This window comes from Catonella sp. (assembly GCF_057250765.1).
In genome coordinates this window covers 22,832-41,228 of record NZ_DBHIEC010000024.1, presented here as the reverse complement: position 1 = coordinate 41,228, position 18,397 = coordinate 22,832, and the positions used below count along the sequence as shown (strand labels likewise).

Here is an 18,397-nt window from a genome sequence, read left to right as displayed (position 1 = left end):
AATGCAACAGAGGCACCTGTCAAAGTAGGTGCAACACCATGTTGCATTTAAGTTGAAAAACTACATTCAAATAACAAAGAGCATTTTAGTAATATTTTTGGCTTGACATATATAAGTAAAAATTATAAAATTTAAAGTTTAAAGTATAATTAAATTTTTATGCTTATATGCACACAATTTGATTGCATATAAGTGTAAATAATTAAAATCGGGGTAAATGAGAGGAGGCTAAGGCATGTGTTAAACAAAACAAGAAATTTAAAAGAAAATGAATTATTAAATATCCTCACCGTGAGGACAAGGAAAGGAAAGTAAAATGAAAAAATTATTATCATTTTTATTGATTTTTACTATGCTGATAACATTTACAGCACCGGTTTATGCAGATGAAGCTCAAATAAATAAAATAGCTGAAGCTTTAACTGCTGATAACAGTAGCGAAAAAAATGAACAGGTAAACAAGGTTGCAGCAGGTAACAATGACATATCTTTGTCTAATGAAGATGCAAAGAAGGTGTATGATGAGTTTTATAATGATGTAAAGTATACAGAGAATAACGAAGAATGGGATAATGCTGTTTTTATACAATATAAATTGTTTGAATCGGATTATATTGAGTGGTTTGAAAAATATGTAAAAGGCGGTACAAAAGAAATTTTTCATCCTATGAGCCTATTTGACAAGTTTATATGGTCTGAATCATACCTCAGATTTGCTTGGGCTGTAAATGTAGGTAAATTTGACACCTACTATGGTAATGAAAAGAATTTTGAAACTCATATAACAAGTAATGTTGTAAATATAATGAAAAATGCAAAAGATTCAGAGAAAGCGGTGAAAGCATATCTTAAGCTTGCAAAGTGGCAGTATGAGTATGTAAGACAGAACGGTGGACCATTTAACTTTATTAATAACAGGACTTATTTTGAAGAGATAAGTACGGATGAAGATTCAAATACTGATAATGCTGTTTCATCATCTAAAACCTCTGAAGTGCCTGAAGTAAACGAGAAATCTGAAGTGCTTGACAGTAACGGCTTAAGTGAAAAGGATAAAAAAGAAATGGAAGAAGCTGCTAATGAACTGCTTAAAAGTGCTGATGATAAAACAAAGGAAGAGGTAAAGAAAAAGGGGATATGGGATGATTTCCTTACCGCACTCTCAGGGAATATAATTACAATTGTCATTATAATTGTACTGGCTGTTGCGCTTGCTATTGTTGTATGGAAGAGAAAGGCACTTGGTGTAGAAGATGATTCTAGTGACAGCGGCGTTGAGGACACACACAATAAATAAACATATAAGGAGGATTAACTCTTTGTACAATGGATGTTTTATAGTATTGAAAATTATAGGCTTGACAGATAAATGCCACATTTAAGTAGTACAATATAGCTGAGAAATAAGCTCGGGGGTAACACTTACCTCTTCCCTGAAACAGGGGGGTTAGAAATTGACTGTGTCAGCGAAAGGTGTTGCCGTTAGGGTTGCGGCAGGCCAAAGCGTGGGAGGTGTCAGAATTGACGAAAACACGTTAAGAACCCGATTTAAAGGGATGTTGATTAGTGAAAAAAATTATATGCCTTAGCTTATTGTAAATTACAATTTTATTGGCATTTCCAGTAAAGTCTGTATCTGTAGCAGGTAATCATTACATTTATGGTGATGGAAAGAAATCAGAATATAGTATAGGATTAGATTCTCCACACTTTGTTGGAGATGTTGAATATAAAAAAAGCTGGAAGGAGATGTTACTATAAGTAGTAACAAAGGACTTTGATGAAGCAAATATTATCACGGTGTGAGAGAGAAAACAAGTATGAGGTGTGGTATAGCTATATTTCTGAAAATAGTACTATCCGAGTAAATATAATATTTCTTTTTTTTTTTGGGGAAAAAGAAATACAGTTTATTCTACTTACTAACAGGGAAGGAGATTTGAGGGACACAGAATATTTAAATGAAGTAATTCAATTAGTGCATGATTTACCGATGGATTTTGAGGTAAAAACAGAATTTATTGCAGGGAATATAGATGACCTTGAGAATAAAATTGATGAATATAAAAAACAATATTTACGATAGGGGAGACTGGCTAAAACTACTATTACTTTCTCTAAAGAAATATCGAAAAAAGATATTTTGCAACCAATTTGCAAAAGTCTCTTGACAAATCTCTTAAAGAGTAGTATTTTATCCTTTGTAATATTGCGACTGAGTTGCAAAATCTTTATGTAAACTTATAAAAAGGAGAAGATATGAAGAAAAGAGTTATTATGCTTACAGCTTTGGCTGTGGCAGTATGCGGAATATTTGCAGGCTGCTCTAAGACTGGAACTGAGACTAAATCAAGTACAAAGTCAGTAACATCTGCTACAAGCAGTGTGGCTTCAAGTACAGCAAGTACCAAAAGTGAGGCCAAGACTGATGATGCCAAAAAGAAGTTCAGTGTAGTGTGTACCATTTTCCCGGAGTATGACTGGATTAGACAGCTGGTTGGAGATAAGAAGGACAATTACGAGATTACATACCTCTTAGATAAGGGTGTTGACCTTCATAGCTACCAGCCTACTGCTGAAGACATTGCAAAGATTGCTAACTGTGACCTCTTTGTATATGTAGGTGGTGAGTCTGACGGCTGGGTTAATGATGCGCTTAAAGAGAGCAAAAATGATAAGATGCAGGTGGTAAATCTTCTTGAAACCCTAGGTAAAAATGTAAAGCCTGAAGAAGTAGTGGAAGGTATGCAGGAAGAGGATGAGCATGACCACGACCATGATGACAAAGACCACGACCATGATGATAAAGACCATGATGACAAAGACCACGACCACGAAGATGCGGACCACGATCATGACCACGAAGAAGAGACAGAGTATGACGAGCATGTATGGCTTTCACTGAGAAACGCTACAGCTCTTGTAAATACTCTTGCAGAGAAGCTTCAGACTATAGATCCTGAGAACAAGGATTATTATGCGACGACAGCTGCTGATTATACAGCCAAGCTTGGAGATCTTGATTCAAGATATCTTGCAACCATTAAAAAGGCTAAGGTAAAGACAGTACTTTTTGGTGACAGATTCCCATTCCGTTATCTTGTGGATGATTATGGACTCAAGTACTACGCAGCCTTTGTAGGCTGTAGTGCAGAGACTGAGGCAAGCTTTGAGACAGTAGCCTTCCTTGCAAAAAAGACAGACGATCTTAAGCTAAAAAGTGTTCTTGTTATAGAGAATTCTGACCAGAAGATAGCAAAGAAGATAGTTGAGACTACTAAGGATAAAAGCCAGAATATAGTTGTACTTAACTCAATGCAGTCTATTACCAATGAAGATATAGCAAATGGTGCGACCTATCTTTCCATTATGGAGAGTAACTTAAAGGCTCTTGCGTCAGCACTTAAGTAGTAAGAAGACGCTGCTTAGGCTTGCGGTTATTACAAAGTATAGTGTATAGTTTTTAGGTGGGTGTCAAAATTGTTTGACACCCACATCATATTATAGATTTGGAGAAATAAAATGGCATTTATCACTTGTAAAAATCTTGAACTGGGCTATAAGGATCAGCTCGTAGCTACAGGCATCAATTTTACGGTTGAGAAGGGTGATTATTTATATGTAATAGGGGAAAACGGAGCAGGCAAATCCACCCTTATGAAGACTCTTTTGAGGCTGATGAAGCCGGTATCGGGAGAAATTACCTACGGTGATGGTCTTCTTCCCTATGAAATTGGCTATCTTCCGCAGCAAAGTCTTGCACAAAAGGACTTCCCTGCATCTGTCTGGGAAATTGTATTGTCAGGCAATCTTTCAAGGATAGGCAGCAGAGTATTTTACAGAAAAGAAGACAAGCTAAGGGCTGAGGAAAATCTTGACAGGCTTCATATTATGGACCTTAAGAAAAAATGCTACCGCAATCTTTCGGGTGGGCAACAGCAGAGGGTGCTGCTTGCGAGGGCACTGTGTGCGACAGATAAGCTGCTTCTGCTTGATGAGCCTGTGAGCGGTCTTGACCCAAAGGTGACAGCGGAGTTTTACGGACTTATAAGTGATTTAAATAAATCAGGAGTGACCATAATTATGGTTTCACATGACTTGGCAGCAATAGAGAATGAGGCAGGAAACGTTCTTCACATAGGAAGCCGTGGACAGCTTTTCTTTGGAAGTAAGAAGGATTATCTAAAAAGCGATGCCAGAGAAAGTCTCGGAGTATAGAAGGGAGAAATTATGGCAGAAATTTTAGAAAAATTGCAGTATTATCTTCAATTTCCATTTGTAATCTACGCATTTATAGTAGGAGTGCTTATAGCACTGTGTTCCTCGCTGCTAGGCGTAACCTTGGTTCTTAAAAGGTTTTCATACATAGGGGATGGACTTTCACACGTAGCCTTTGGTGCTATGGCAGTAGCAAGTGTCATAGGGCTTACGGATAAAATGATTATCATCCTTCCTGTCACAGTAATTACAGCTATCTTCCTCCTAAAGACAGGGCAGAACAGCTCCATAAAGGGAGATGCGGTTATAGCTATGCTTAGTGTAGGAGCCCTTGCAATAGGATACATGCTTATGAACATATTTAACACTAAGGGTAATGTGTCAGGAGATGTCTGTACTACCCTGTTTGGCTCAACCTCTATACTTACACTCAGTAAGGAAGAAGTTCTTATCTGTATAGTATTTTCCATACTTGTAATGGTCTTCTTCGTGTTATTTTACAACAGACTCTTTGCTGTGACCTTTGATGAGAATTTCTCAAAGGCAACAGGAGTGAAGACAGACAGGTATAATCTCCTTATAGCGATGATCATAGCTGTGATTATAGTGCTTGGGATGAATCTTGTAGGCTCACTTCTTATATCCGCACTTATTATCTTCCCTGCACTCTCTGCGATGAGACTTATAAAGAACTTCAAGGGAGTAGTTATTTTTTCAGCATCCTTATCTGTGGTTTGTGCGGTTATAGGAATGCTTATTTCGATATTGGCATCTACACCCGTAGGCTCAACCATAGTGGCCGCTGATATGGTGGCGTTTTTTATCTGTGTTATAATAGGGAAGATAAAAGGTTGATTTGCACACTTTTTAAACACAAAGTTATGCTTTAATTAGCTGAGGAGGTTTTTATTTATGAGAAAGAGAATATTAACACTGCTTGCCCTTAGCACAGTTATTACGGTGACAGCCTGTGGCAGCAATCAGGCCTCTACCAAGATGCAGCAGCAAAATACTGTGGAGAAGGCTATAAGCAATCAGATAAATAAGGAAATAGATGACCAGGTTAAGAAGCTTGAGGATGAAGAAAAGTCTGGAACAGGAGGCTCTGGTTCTTCCGGTTCGAGTACAGGAAGTCAGATAGTAACTCAAAATGGTCAGGTCTTAGGGGCGACCTCTGATTTTGAGGCAAAACTAAAAGAAGCCAGAGAGCAGAAGCCTGTTGACGGCATAGACTATGACCTTACGACAATGGGAAGTGATATGATATATGCTACGGTTTATCTTATGATGACTGACCCTGACCAGTTTGAAGGAAAGATGATTAAGATGAAGGGGCAGTACCTGTCTGCTTACTATGAGCCTAGAAAAGAGTATTACAACTATTGTTTTATCTCTGATGCTGCGGGGTGCTGTAGTCAAGGTATAGAGTTTGCTACAAAGGATAAGCTAAAGCAGAGGAACCTTCGTCCCGAGGACAATACAGATATAGAAGTCGTAGGCAAGTTTGAAACCTATATGGAAGACGGCAAGATGTACTGCCATCTGAAGGACTCTAAAATGACAATATTAAAAGATGATGGAAACTAAGAATGTGATGTGAGATACCTCTAGGGGTATCTCTTTTTTTATCGAGTAAAGTTGAAATAATTACTAGATATACTGGTTTTATCGACTATAGTCGAAATGATTACTGGTTTTTATGTTTTTATTTAGTATAGTCGAAACAATTGCAGGTTTTTTTGTTTTTATCGAGTATATTCGAAATAATTACTGATTTATATTTTTATCGAGTATAGTCGAAATAGATGTTGATTTTTATATTTTTATCGACTATAATCGAAATTGATGCTGAATTTATATTTTTATCGATTATAGTCGATAGAGGAGGTTGAGCGAGATGGAAAATAAGAACTATATCAGTCGAAAAAGGTATATAGATAAACTAAAGTTATTTATAGATAAGCCTGTAATCAAGGTGCTGACAGGGATGAGAAGAGTGGGAAAGTCTACTCTATTAACTATGATTAGGGACGAAATATTAAAAAATATACCAGATGAAAATAAGATTTATTTGAACTTTGAAAGTATTGAGCTTTTTAAGATTAACGAAGCAGGAAAACTAATAGAGTATTTAAAACCTTTGCTTAAAAAAGATGAGAGGCAGTATATTTTCTTTGATGAAATACAGCTTGTGAAGAATTGGGAACAGGTTGTAAATGGCTTAAGGCTCAATGATAACTACGATATATATATAACCGGTTCCAACTCTACACTTATTTCCGGAGACTTGGCAACATTGCTTGCGGGGAGGTATGTAGAGTTTGAAATACAGCCATTTACATTTGGAGAATTTAGGAAAGTATTTGAGAGATTGGGTTTATCCGACGATGAGTTATTTGTACATTTTGTAACCCTTGGAGGTATGCCGTTTTTAAGGTATTTTGATCTGGATGAAGCACCCAGCTTAAAATATCTTGCAGACGTATATAATACAGTATTAATGAAAGATGTTTTGCGTTATAACAATGTAAGGGATGTTGACCTTTTTGAGAGAATACTTGCCTATGTATTAGAGAACATAGGTAATACCTTTTCTGCAAACAGTATTAAAAATTATTTTAAGAATGAAAACAGAAAGGTATCCGTTGACACCATACTCAATTATCTGGAATATTGTAGAAGTGCATTCATAATAAAAAGGGTATCCAGGTATGATACAGTCGGGAAAAAGATACTTAGCGTTGACGAAAAGTATTATTTAACAGACCATGGTTTCAGGGCTGCAAAAGGCTTTTCTAACACAAGGAATATTGAAAGAACGCTGGAGAATATAGTTTGTATAGAGCTTATTTCAAGGGGATATACTCTAAAGATAGGAAAGGCTGGTGACAAAGAAATTGATTTCATAGCTGAAAAAGATGGCGAATTGTGCTATTTCCAGGTTTCTTATCTTATGGGGGATGAAGCCGCCAGAGACAGAGAATTTGGAATATATAAGAATATAAAAGATAACTTCCCTAAATATGTGATTTCAATGGATAAGGTGGATTTTAGCAGGGATGGCGTGACTCACAAAAATATAATTGATTTTTTGTTGGAGGATACAAATAAGTAAAAATACAATATGTATTGTAAAATATAATAGGTAATTATCGAGTATCTTCTCGAGAAGACAGTAAAATTAGCAGAGCAGTGTAACAAATTTGCTATATTGCTAAAAAAATAAATAATTACTTGACAAAATTGTTTTAAAGTGTTATTCTCAAATTGAGAATAGTAATCGATGCGAGACTATTATATTCAAGGAAAATAGTGAGGTGATAAAATGGATTTTTCAAACGGAGAACTTACAGTAATGGAAATGCTGTGGAAGGGAGAATGTCTGGATGAAAACGGAGAGATTCAGGCATTAGAATTATCTAAGTTATTAAATGAACAATATGGCTTCGGTAAGACTTCCTGCTACACATTTTTTGGAAGGCTGCTTGAAAAGGGGGCAATAACAAGGAGGTATCCGAAGTACACCATAAAACCACTTATTTCAAGAGAGGACGCACTTAGAAAGCAGCAGCAGGAAGTGATAGAGAGATTATTTAAAGGTTCGATTATAAATGTTTGTCAGGCGTTTTTCAGTGAGAAAAAAGTAAGTAAAAAAGAGCTGGAAGAAATGAAAAAATTAATCGACAGTTTTGATGAAGAGGAATAATATGGTTAATTTGATTCTGTCTACGGCCTTAAACAGGAGTATAAAGAGCATTTTCATACTTGCAATTATACTTTTTATAAGGAAAATGCTTAACATAAAAAGCATTAGATGGGCAAATATTATCTTATGGATGGTATTTTTTGTGTACCTGCTGTTTCCGTGCTCAATTTTAATTACAGTTACAGATTTTGGAAAGTGTGAATGGCCGCAGGATTTATTACAGTCAATGTCTGTTATAAGCGGACACATAAAGAAAATTGAAAAAGAGGCAGGTTATATATTATCTCCAATTAACCAGATGTTTGTTACCGGACTGGTTCTTATATATGTAGTAGTACAGATAATAAAAAGAAACAGGACAATGAGAGACTCTGTAATAATCGAAAGAGGCAGCAAAGCGGATGAGTATTTAAGCTTATTTAATCTAAGAAGGAAAGTAGATATTTTCATAAATGATAAAATAGCAAGTCCGGTTACTTATGGGATAATTCACCCTAAGATAGTGCTGCAAAGTTATATATTTGAAGATGATGAACTGTTAAAGTATGTGCTTATCCACGAGCTGACACATATTAAGAAATTTGACATAGCTTTCAGCCATTTGAAAAATTTGATTATGTGTATAAATTGGTATAACCCATTTATATTAGGAGCTGCAAAATACATTGAAGATGATATTGAAATACTGTGTGACAAACTGGTTATAAAAAGGGCTGGTGATACCAGAGAACACAGAAAAGAGTATAGCATGGCAATGTTGAAGCTGACCGAACGAAATGAAAACAGCAGATTTGTATTAAAACTGCACCCTACAAAAGAAAGGATAATAGTTATGAAAAAATGGAGAAGAACAGTATTGGGAATAGTTGCTTTTGCAGTAGCTGTCGGAGCGTCGATGACATCATTTGTAAAAGTCAGGGCAATTGAAACAAATCAGGTAGTAGCAAACGTAGAGTCTTCCTACACTCCTATAAACAAAGATAATAGGGTAGAGGAAATCATTGAAAAAGAATATATAGAATTAGTGGAAAATCAGGAGGAAATAGTACCATATATTGCTGATATAAATGGAAAAGAGACTTTAGAAGAATTAAGCCACAAAAAATATAAATTTGACATGTCATCATGGACAAGTGCCAATCATGATGGGTTTACAGTAAAAATGAGTAATATGTCATCAAAAGGCAATATAGATTATGAAATAATTATAAAAGAAAATGGCAATTTAATTTATAAAAACAGATTTGAAAAAGAGGCTACATTAAATGTCAAAGCTCAGGATGGAAGCAGCTATGAGGTTATTATAGATAATAACTCAGTAAATACATTGAAGTATAATATCAAGATAAAAAGTTATATAAGGTAACTTTTGGGAAGGAGGCTATCTATGAAAAGTATAAATCCAATGAGGTATAAGAACGGAGATTGAAAATTAATCAAAATTCTCATACGCTATATGAAATGTTATTAAATTTATGCCTTAAAAAATACGTTTTAATGGCGTTAGCTTTCTATAGGGCTTATTGCTGTTACTGTTTATTACGGCAACAGCAAGCAGGTTTATATTTGCCATGGTATTAAGGGTTGTAAACGATGTATTAGTAGTAGTCAACATTTTTTTGTTATATTGATTTGCACATGACTATTTTGTAAAAAAGGAGGTTTCTATGAAAAGATTATTGATAAGTACTATTTTATCTATATTGATAATGCTTAATTCTGTAATGCCGACAATGGCCAATACAACTACTGTAAATGATAACACAATTGTTTCTTTATCAAGCTCAAATCATATGGAAATTTCTGTTATTTCAACTAATGGATATCGAGCAGCAAGGGGTGGAGAAATATTTCTTATTAAACACTATGATAATGGTAATGTCATTCAAACGGTACAGGGGACAATAGGTGGTGATCAAATTTTATCTACATCATATGAAAATGGTAGAGTAAAAAGCAAAAAAGTGATCAATGTATCAGACAGAATACAAAAAGTAAATAATGCAGATATTGTCCTTGGAAGTAGTGCAAGAGCTGTTACAAATTCTTGGGGTGTTTTGGGACATATAATATACAACAAGGAATATGGCAGCAATGTGGAACAAAAAGTTGCTGTGCATAGTAAACTTATAAAAGATGATAACGAAGGATATATAATTAATGGTGCTCTTAAAGATTCTATATCCGATATAACTGGATTAGTGTTGTCTGTTATGGGAATATTCCTTCCAGGTGCTTCTGTTGCCGCTCAAATTGCAAAGGCGATAGTATTACATTACGGTGGGAAAATTATTGGTGATGCAATAGGAGTGAACTTTACTGAAAATGTATCTGTAAGAGCAAAATATTATACTTTAAGAGGATATCATATAGCATCTAATTATTATACCGCTGGATTCGATGGAGTAGAAAGGCACGTGAAAACTGTTTCAAGTAAAGCCTATAACAAGTGGCTGTATGAAGGATTTACACCACATACTTGGAAAGATGGTGATCACCTGGCATCAAATATCTGGACAGCAATTTTTGGAAGAGCTTTTCCTTATGTAAAGGAATATCGTTAGTTTTAGAAAAATTAAAAAGGTGTGTGATATTATAATGAATATGAAAAAAAAGTCATTTATCAAATCTGTTCGGATCTCATGGATTTTATATATCATAGACATACTTTATTTTCTAATAGCAGCTGAATTTTTTTCGAAATATGGAACAGTAGGACTGTTACTAATGGCGGGAATTGGATTGTTTTTTATTATGGGAACATTAATATTTATGTTTAAAAACTGTAGATGCCCTCATTGTGGTAAGTATATAGTCTACTGGAGTGATGGTCGTTGTCCGTTCTGCCAAAGACCACTTGATTGAAATTTTTCTATATCATATGTCTGAGTATAGTGATAAAGACAAAAGAAAGACTGATAGCAATTATTTTTTTTAATACTTCAGTCTATTTTGAAATTTACTGTGACTACTGAATAGAGTAGATAAAGACTGCTGGTTTTAGTTCTATACTGGTTACAGGGGCAAGGCAGGTGGGCAAGACCGCAATGCTTAAGTGCCTTGCCGAGGGAACATACAGAATTTAAGTCAAAAAAGTGATGGAAATTTCCAAATAGAGATTTCCATCACTTTTTATAATTATACAACTCTCAACTTAAATTTCATTAGCTCTTTTTCATCATCTACAGGAATCTTCGCAATATCAGCACCAAGTTCCTGTAGTTTTTCTCCAAAGATGTGTATTTTCCGTAAGGAAGCAGAACACAAAAATTGAACATAAATGGTTCTAATAGGTTCAAAATAATGGTTTTTTACAAAAAAAGAGATATAGTCCCATTTTCAACACTTAGAAAAGAATAAAGTGGCGTTAAGCTTTGTATATACAGGGTTTGTGCCACTTTTTATATATAAAAAAACGTTGTATGGAAATGCTGCTTCAAATAAAATTTGATGTTTTTATTGTGTTTTCTACTGCAAAAAATATGCAATAATTATCAAGTATATTCTTAAGAAGACTGTAAAATTAGTAAAGTTGTATAACAAATTTGCTATATTATTAAAAAAATAAATAATTACTTGACAAAATTGATTTAAAGTGCTAATTTCGAGTTGAGAATAATAAGCAAAAGGTAACTTTTGGGAAGGAGGCTATTTATGAAAAGTATAATTCCAATGACGTATAAGAACACAGATGAATACAGTTTGAATAATGTTTCAAAAAATTTTAGAATAACTAAAAGAAAAGTATTCTATCTCCTGCTTATACTTTCTTTGCTAATGTTATTGATAGGAGTAATCCTTCCTGGCAAAATAGTAGATTCGGGTATTTTTTCCATTACATTAGGTGATTATACATTTGACCTTAGAGCTAGATTACTGACAGGGGCCTTTGGTTTATGGGCATGGATAATAATATATGGCTTTTTTATAAAAAAGAAGCCTTTGGAATGGGTAATCATGATTGTTTTGTTTATACCCCACTTAATATTAATTTTAGTTATGAAAGAGTATTCTCATGGTATAGGGTTTATGTTGAGGATGTACTTGGGGATTCTTAGCTTTTGGAGTATAGTAATAAGAGGTTAATGTCAATGGAGAGTTAAAAACGATCAGATAATTTTGTAAACGAATGGAGTAAAAATGAGAAATATCAATACAATTTGGTAGTAAAATGGGGATTGAAATAAATTCAAATAATTACAATTTTGTGAAGAAATATCATTATCGGATATAGCAAGATTGAACTGATAATAGTATCAAAAATGGAATAAAGATAAGGCTAATTGGCTCAAAGCCGGTTAGCCTTTTCTTTGTCATGAATTCGTGAAGTTAATATCTAACTTTTATGAAAATGCCTGCAATACTGCGACTTATTAAAGGCTTTGTATTTTATAAAAAAACAAAATGTATTGTAAAATGTAATACATTATTGTATAATTAAATAAGGGGGGGGTATACGATGATATTTGAGTGGGATGATAGAAAAGAACAGATAAATATATCTAAGCATGGAATTGATTTTAGTACAGCCGCTCTTGTTTTCGGTGATGATAATCGTATTGAAAAATATGATGATTTACATTCTATAAGTGAAGATAGATATATTACCATCGGAGAAATAAATGGAATAGCTGTCATAGTTGTTGTAGTTTATACAGAGAGAGAAGATTCTATTAGAATTATATCTGCAAGATTAGCTACAAAGATTGAAAAGGAGGCATATTATAATGGTTAAAAATATTGATGTTAAAAGTAAGCCGACTCCAGAGCAGATACAGATGCTTGAAAATGCAAAAAAAATTGCAATCTCAAAAGATGATGAGTATCCGGAATTTACCAAGGAAGAATTGTCAAAATTTAAGAAGATTTCTGAGGAAAAGAAAATTGACAGGCAAAAACAGATAGTGACCTTACGACTGTCAGGTAAGGCTTTGAAAAAGGCTAAATCTTTAGGGAAGGGATACACATCAATTCTTAGCAGAATTATTGAGGGAGCATTAGAAGATCCTGAAATAATTAAACATTACATTTAATTTCCATTTGATTAATTGATTTTTTGTGATAAGATGTAGAAGTAAAAATTAACCCAAAAGGAGAATGAGAAAATGAATGATTTTGTTCTGGTTTTTATCAAGCTTATGATAGGATTTCTATCTGCAATAGCCGTTATCAATTTTACAGGTAAGGGCAACCTTGCACCAAATTCTGCCAGTGACCAGATACAGAACTATGTCCTTGGTGGAATTGTCGGTGGTGTGATATATAACAAGAATATAGGTATATTTGAGTGTCTCCTTGTTATGTTTGCCTGGTTCCTGCTTGTGACAGGATTTAGGCTATTAAAAAAGCATAATGTTAGAGTTAAACAGATTATAGACGGTAAAGCACTTATTATTATAAATAATGGTAAGGTAGATATTGAGAATTGCAAGAAAGCAGGACTATCAGCACATGATGTGGCATTTAAGCTAAGAGCGCAGAATGTATATTCAGTTAAAAAGGTTAAAAGAGCTGTAGTCGAGCAAGACGGTAAGATTATTATAGTGCTTGATGGAGAAGAAAATCCTAAGTTCCCTATAATCACTGATGGACATCTTCAGACAGATATCCTTGAAGTAATCGGAAAAGACGAAGACTGGATCAAAGAAAAAATGAGAGAGAAGGGCTTTGAGGAATATAATCAGATTTTCCTTGGAGAATATGTGGACGGCAAGGCTATATTTGTGTCTTATGAATAGAACTGCTTGAACTCTACCTCCCAAGTACAGCTGTAGCAATCTTGTATTAATTGGTGTCAAATACTTTTGACACCCACATCATATCATATAAGCAGACTTATTTGAGAAGTCTGAAAGTTAAGAATAAGTAGAGGAGATATTGTGGGGATGGAAGCAATTACAAAGTTAATCTGGCTTAGCTCTATGGCTAAGGTGTTTCACGATGAAGAACCTGTGGAAAGCATAGAGGGCGAATGTCCCTCTTTTTTTGCAAATGAGGTCTTTAGTATTCAACTGGGCATAAAATCGACAGATGAGAGCGACAATGACCTGGCTGAAATCGAGATAGGCGGCTTACTTGCACCATTTACAAGACTTAGAGAGGTAGTGGCTGTTCCTGTAAGGTACGCAGGAAAGGCTAGGCATACAGGGGAATATCTAAGAAAGGCACCAGGGCTTTTCCCTGATTTACTAAAAGATATTAAAGACGGTAAGCTAAGGCTTGCAAGCGGCTACTGGCAGGCACTTCATTTTACCATTGATTTTAAAAATGCCGATAAAGCTATGCTTATGTTTGGTAAAAATAATCTCATCGTTACCATTAAAACAGAAGAAAATGAATATAAAAAAGAAATAGAGCTTGAGGTGTTAAGTGAGGAGCTTCCAAGGCTTAGCATTTATCATACTGAGTGGTTTCACACCGACTGTCTTGCAGATTACTACGGGGTAGAGAGCCTTTCAGAAAGACACTGGGAGATAATGGCTAATTTTATAAGACATTACGGAAAGTCAGGAATGAATACCATACTTGTACCGACTTTTACACCGCCACTTGATACCGAAGTAGGTGGAGAGCGGACTACGGTGCAGTTGGTTGAGGTTCATAAAAACGGCTCATCCTATAGCTTTAACTTTGATAAGGTAAAGAGATTTATTGATATCTGCCTTGAAAGTGGCATAGAATACTTTGAAATAGCCCATCTTTTTACCCAGTGGGGCGCAAATGCCGCACCTAAGATACTTGCAAATGTGGACGGAGAAGTAAAGAAAATATTTGGTTGGGAAACAGACTCGGAAGGAGAGGAGTATATGACCTTTCTTTCATCCTATCTTCCGGCCCTTACTAAAAAGCTTGATGAATGGGGACTAAAGGGAAGGGTGTTCTTTCATCTCTCAGATGAGCCTGATGATAACTGCATAGAAAAGTATAGCAGTCTAAGGAAAAAGATTGCTCCTTTTTTAAGTGACTATCCTATACTTGATGCTGTTTCAAGGTATAGCTTCGTTGAAAGAGGGATAGTTGACAGACCTGTGCCTGGCAATAATCATCTGGAACCATTCTTAGAAAATAAAGTTAAGGGGCTTTGGACTTACTATTGCTGTGCTCAGGGTGATAAGGTTCCGAACAGGTTTATGTCCATGCCGTCAGCCAGAAACAGGATAATGGGAATCCTCATTTACTATTTCGATATAAAGGGCTTCCTGCACTGGGGATATAATTTTTACAATTCTCAGTATTCCCTAGAACATATCAATCCCTATGCAGTTACAGATGCGGGTGGAGCTTTTCAGGCGGGTGACCCCTTCCTTGTATATCCGGGAAGAGGTGGAGAGCCTGAGGATTCATTAAGGATGATGGCCTTAAATGAGGGCTTTCAGGACTACAGGGCACTTGTAAAATATGAAGAAAAGGTCGGTAGAGCAGAAGTGATAGCCCTAATTGAGAGGCTTTATGGTGGGAAGCTGTCTATGGAAAACTATCCTACAAGCTTTAACTATATAGAAGATTTAAGAAAAACAATAAATCAAAATTTTCCACTTTAAATACTAAAAAAGTCCATTGTGTATAAATAAAAATCCATTTAAACTGTTACTGATACAGCTTGAGTGGATTTTTTATGTGATATACATATAAGGCAGGGCAGCCTGTCTTAGGGTACCACACATCTCAAAGTGTGTGGTAAGAAGGAATATAAGAGAGAGGTATGCACATGGCTCACGAACTTAGATTTAACGAAGATGGCAATATAAAGATAATGCAGCTAACTGACCTGCATTTTACCAATGATGATGAGGCAGACCATAAGACGGTAGAGCTCGTAAGGCAGGCGCTTAGAGATGAAAAGCCTGACTTTGTTATAGTTACGGGAGATATGGTATACGGCGAGCATAATCTAGAATTTCTGCCTAAGGTTTTCGCCCCTCTCACTGAGGGAGACTGCCCTTGGACCTTTGTATTTGGCAATCACGACTCTGAATGGGGACATAGTAGGAAGGAACTACTTGAAGCAGGAATGAAGCTTAAAGGCTGCGTAGTCTGTCATGACGAGGCTTCTGTAGATGGAGTAGGTAATCACGTAATAGAAATCAAGAATAAAAACAATGAAACCAAGTGGGCTATATTTGCTATTGATTCAGGCGATTATTTCCCTTGTGAAAAGATAGGCGGCTACGCCTGCATCACAAGAAATCAAATTGACTGGTATCAGGCAAAGATTCGTGAGCTTGAAAGTAGTCATAAGGACTTCTCAGCCCTTGCCTTTCAGCATATAGCTGTGCCTGAGCATCAGGAAGTATTCAAATATGAGAAATGCTATGGAGTAAAAAGAGAAGGAAGCGGGGCACCAAGGTTAAATTCAGGCTTCTTCTACGCCTTAATTGAGGCAGGACATACAAAGGGGCTTTTCGTAGGACATGACCATGCCAATGATTATTACGGCAATCTCTACGGCATTACCCTTGGTTACGGAAGAGCAGGAGGCTATGGCACCTACGGCGCACCTGACCACATGAAGGGAGCAAGGCTATTTGTATTAAATGAAAATAATACAGAGAGTTTTGAAACCTATGTCTACCTTGAAAATGGCACAGTGATTAAAGAACCTTGGTGTTACGAGCCATTGTGCAGAAGAGATGAGGCTTAATATGGAAGGTATAAAACTTGTTACATTTAATATCCGCTGTGATTATGAGCAGGATGGAATCAATAATTTCGCTTTCAGAAAGCCTATGATAGTAGAAAAGATAAGCTCTGAAAAGCCTGATATAATCTGCTTTCAGGAGGTTCTTCCACACGTTGCAGTATGGATTAAGGAAACCTTATCTGACTACTATGTAGTAGGTTGTGGGAGAAGTGAGGACTTTACGGATGAGCAGGAGAGTATTGCCTTTAAGAAAGATAGGTTCAATCTTGTAAGTATGGAGACTTATTGGATGTCGGAAACTCCTTATGTGCCTGCAAGCAGGTATAAAAAACAGAGTACCTGTCCTAGGGTTACTACAGAAGTAGTCTTGTATGACTTGACTGAAAAGAAGATGTTTAGACTGCTTAATACCCACCTTGACCACGAAGGAAGCGAAGCAAGACTCTTGGGGCTTAATCAGTTATTAGGAAAGATTGAGGCAGAAAAAGCCTTCTCCAACATACCTGTGATTATTACAGGAGACTTTAACGCGGAGCCTGACTCTGGTGAAATGAAGTCTATAATCACATCCGGTAAGTATCAGGATTTAACAAAGGATATTGACTTTACCTTCCACGACTACGGGAAAGAAAAGGAAAAGATAGACTATATATTTACTACCAAGGATATTTTTTGCAAGAGTATTGAAAAATGGGCAGAGGAAAGGGACGGAGTTTTTTTATCCGACCATTATCCTATACAGGCTGTAATATATCTAAGTGAAGGAGGTAACCATGGATAATAAGGCTGTAAAGCTAAACAAAAAAAGTCTGAAAAGCAAGCTCCTTCATTATTGGCCACTTTATGTAATGCTCTTACCTGCAATAATATATTATATATTAATCTGTTATGTGCCAATGGCAGGCAATGTACTGGCATTTAAGGAATATTCCTTTAAGAAGGGAATCTGGGGCAGCGATTTTGTAGGGCTTAGGTATTTTGAATCATTTTTTAAGAGCTATGATGCCTTGAGGCTGATTAAAAATACTCTGACTGTAGGATTTATCAAGTGTATTCTTGAGTTTCCATTTGCCATCATCCTTGCTCTTCTTCTAAATGAGCTTAGGAACTTGAAGTTTAAGAAGGCGAGTCAGACCATTACTTATTTGCCTCACTTCCTCTCAAGCGTAATCATAGTTACTATGATTCAGCGATTGCTCGCACCTAACAATGGTGTAATCAATCAGATTATAGCAGGACTTGGAGGAGATGGAAGTACCTTCTTCCTTATGGATGCAAAGTATTTCCTTGGAATTCTCTTCTCGATGGACCTGTGGAGAAATATAGGCTGGGATTCCATTATCTATCTGGCTGCGATAAGCAGTGTGGACACCTCACTTTATGAGGCGGCTCAGATGGATGGCTGTGGCAAGCTAAAGAGGATGTGGCATATAACACTTCCGGGCATTAGAGGAACCATAGGTCTTCTTTTCATTATGGGAGTGGGAGGTCTTCTCTCATCAGGCTTTGAACAGATATATCTGCTTAGAACACCCGGGAATATGCAGCTTGCGGACACCCTTGATACCTACGTGGTAAGAGTAGGTTTGCAGGGAGGTCAGTTTGGATATGCAACTGCTATAGGACTTATTCAAGGTCTTGTAGGTCTTGTCCTTGTGATAGGAACCAACAAGATATGTAAGAAGCTAACAGAGGTCAGTCTTTGGTAATGTATTCTCCCTGATTATTGCTATATAACAAAATGAAGGTGATACGAGTGTCAAAAGTATAAAATTCGATTAGGAACTGCCTGTAAGAGAAACTTTAGCAATTTTGTATCAGATAAGTTAGTT

General features: G+C 35.9%; 18 protein-coding genes. All 18 read left to right on the top strand.

Features of this window, described 5'->3' with window-relative positions:
* Positions 1-316 precede the first annotated feature (316 nt).
* The 18 genes from ACO6HM_RS11135 to ACO6HM_RS11050 all read left to right on the top strand — a co-directional run bounded on the left by ACO6HM_RS11135 (position 317) and on the right by ACO6HM_RS11050 (position 18,274).
* Positions 317-1,297, top strand: a complete 981-nt coding sequence (locus ACO6HM_RS11135; protein ID WP_485391115.1) for a hypothetical protein — start codon at positions 317-319, stop codon at positions 1,295-1,297.
* A 642-nt stretch (positions 1,298-1,939) separates the two neighbouring features.
* Positions 1,940-2,086 carry a hypothetical protein gene (locus tag ACO6HM_RS11130; RefSeq protein ID WP_485391114.1) on the top strand — a complete coding sequence of 49 codons (147 nt, stop codon included), beginning with the start codon at positions 1,940-1,942 and terminating at the stop codon, positions 2,084-2,086.
* A gap of 173 nt (positions 2,087-2,259) precedes the next feature.
* A complete protein-coding gene (locus ACO6HM_RS11125) occupies positions 2,260-3,411 on the top strand; it encodes a metal ABC transporter substrate-binding protein (RefSeq protein WP_485391113.1) in 1,152 nt (383 codons plus the stop codon).
* Positions 3,412-3,522: 111 nt separating this feature from the next.
* Complete coding sequence (locus ACO6HM_RS11120; RefSeq protein WP_485380970.1) at positions 3,523-4,218, top strand: metal ABC transporter ATP-binding protein; 696 nt, start codon at positions 3,523-3,525, stop codon at positions 4,216-4,218.
* 12 nt (positions 4,219-4,230) lie between these two features.
* Entirely contained in the window at positions 4,231-5,073 is an 843-nt protein-coding gene (locus tag ACO6HM_RS11115; RefSeq protein ID WP_485391112.1) for a metal ABC transporter permease, read from the top strand.
* 57 nt (positions 5,074-5,130) lie between these two features.
* Positions 5,131-5,805 (top strand): hypothetical protein, encoded by a 675-nt coding sequence (locus ACO6HM_RS11110; protein WP_485391111.1) that lies wholly within the window; start codon positions 5,131-5,133, stop codon positions 5,803-5,805.
* Positions 5,806-6,115: 310 nt separating this feature from the next.
* Positions 6,116-7,333, top strand: a complete 1,218-nt coding sequence (locus ACO6HM_RS11105) for an ATP-binding protein (protein ID WP_485391110.1) — start codon at positions 6,116-6,118, stop codon at positions 7,331-7,333.
* A gap of 210 nt (positions 7,334-7,543) precedes the next feature.
* On the top strand, positions 7,544-7,924 hold the full coding sequence (locus tag ACO6HM_RS11100) for a BlaI/MecI/CopY family transcriptional regulator (protein WP_485391109.1): 381 nt from the start codon (positions 7,544-7,546) through the stop codon (positions 7,922-7,924).
* A gap of 1 nt (position 7,925) precedes the next feature.
* Complete coding sequence (locus ACO6HM_RS11095) at positions 7,926-9,290, top strand: M56 family metallopeptidase (RefSeq protein WP_485391108.1); 1,365 nt, start codon at positions 7,926-7,928, stop codon at positions 9,288-9,290.
* A 301-nt stretch (positions 9,291-9,591) separates the two neighbouring features.
* Entirely contained in the window at positions 9,592-10,488 is an 897-nt protein-coding gene (locus ACO6HM_RS11090) for a hypothetical protein (protein ID WP_485391107.1), read from the top strand.
* Between the two features lie 1,090 nt (positions 10,489-11,578).
* Positions 11,579-12,010 (top strand): hypothetical protein, encoded by a 432-nt coding sequence (locus ACO6HM_RS11085; protein WP_485391106.1) that lies wholly within the window; start codon positions 11,579-11,581, stop codon positions 12,008-12,010.
* A 373-nt stretch (positions 12,011-12,383) separates the two neighbouring features.
* The gene (locus ACO6HM_RS11080; RefSeq protein ID WP_485391105.1) at positions 12,384-12,659 is read left to right on the top strand and encodes a BrnT family toxin; all 276 of its coding nucleotides are present in this window, start codon (positions 12,384-12,386) and stop codon (positions 12,657-12,659) included.
* Entirely contained in the window at positions 12,652-12,957 is a 306-nt protein-coding gene (locus ACO6HM_RS11075) for an antitoxin (RefSeq protein WP_236013737.1), read from the top strand. The genes ACO6HM_RS11080 and ACO6HM_RS11075 overlap by 8 nt, the downstream gene beginning before the upstream one ends.
* Positions 12,958-13,029: 72 nt before the next feature.
* Positions 13,030-13,662, top strand: coding sequence for a DUF421 domain-containing protein (locus ACO6HM_RS11070; RefSeq protein ID WP_485391104.1), 633 nt, complete (start codon positions 13,030-13,032; stop codon positions 13,660-13,662).
* 147 nt (positions 13,663-13,809) lie between these two features.
* Positions 13,810-15,465 carry a DUF4091 domain-containing protein gene (locus ACO6HM_RS11065; protein WP_485391103.1) on the top strand — a complete coding sequence of 552 codons (1,656 nt, stop codon included), beginning with the start codon at positions 13,810-13,812 and terminating at the stop codon, positions 15,463-15,465.
* 167 nt (positions 15,466-15,632) lie between these two features.
* Complete coding sequence (locus ACO6HM_RS11060) at positions 15,633-16,565, top strand: metallophosphoesterase family protein (protein ID WP_485391102.1); 933 nt, start codon at positions 15,633-15,635, stop codon at positions 16,563-16,565.
* A 1-nt stretch (position 16,566) separates the two neighbouring features.
* A complete protein-coding gene (locus ACO6HM_RS11055; protein ID WP_485391101.1) occupies positions 16,567-17,346 on the top strand; it encodes an endonuclease/exonuclease/phosphatase family protein in 780 nt (259 codons plus the stop codon).
* Positions 17,339-18,274: an ABC transporter permease gene (locus ACO6HM_RS11050; protein WP_485391100.1), complete on the top strand. Its 936-nt coding sequence runs from the start codon at positions 17,339-17,341 to the stop codon at positions 18,272-18,274. The genes ACO6HM_RS11055 and ACO6HM_RS11050 overlap by 8 nt, the downstream gene beginning before the upstream one ends.
* The last annotated feature ends 123 nt before the right edge of the window (positions 18,275-18,397 follow it).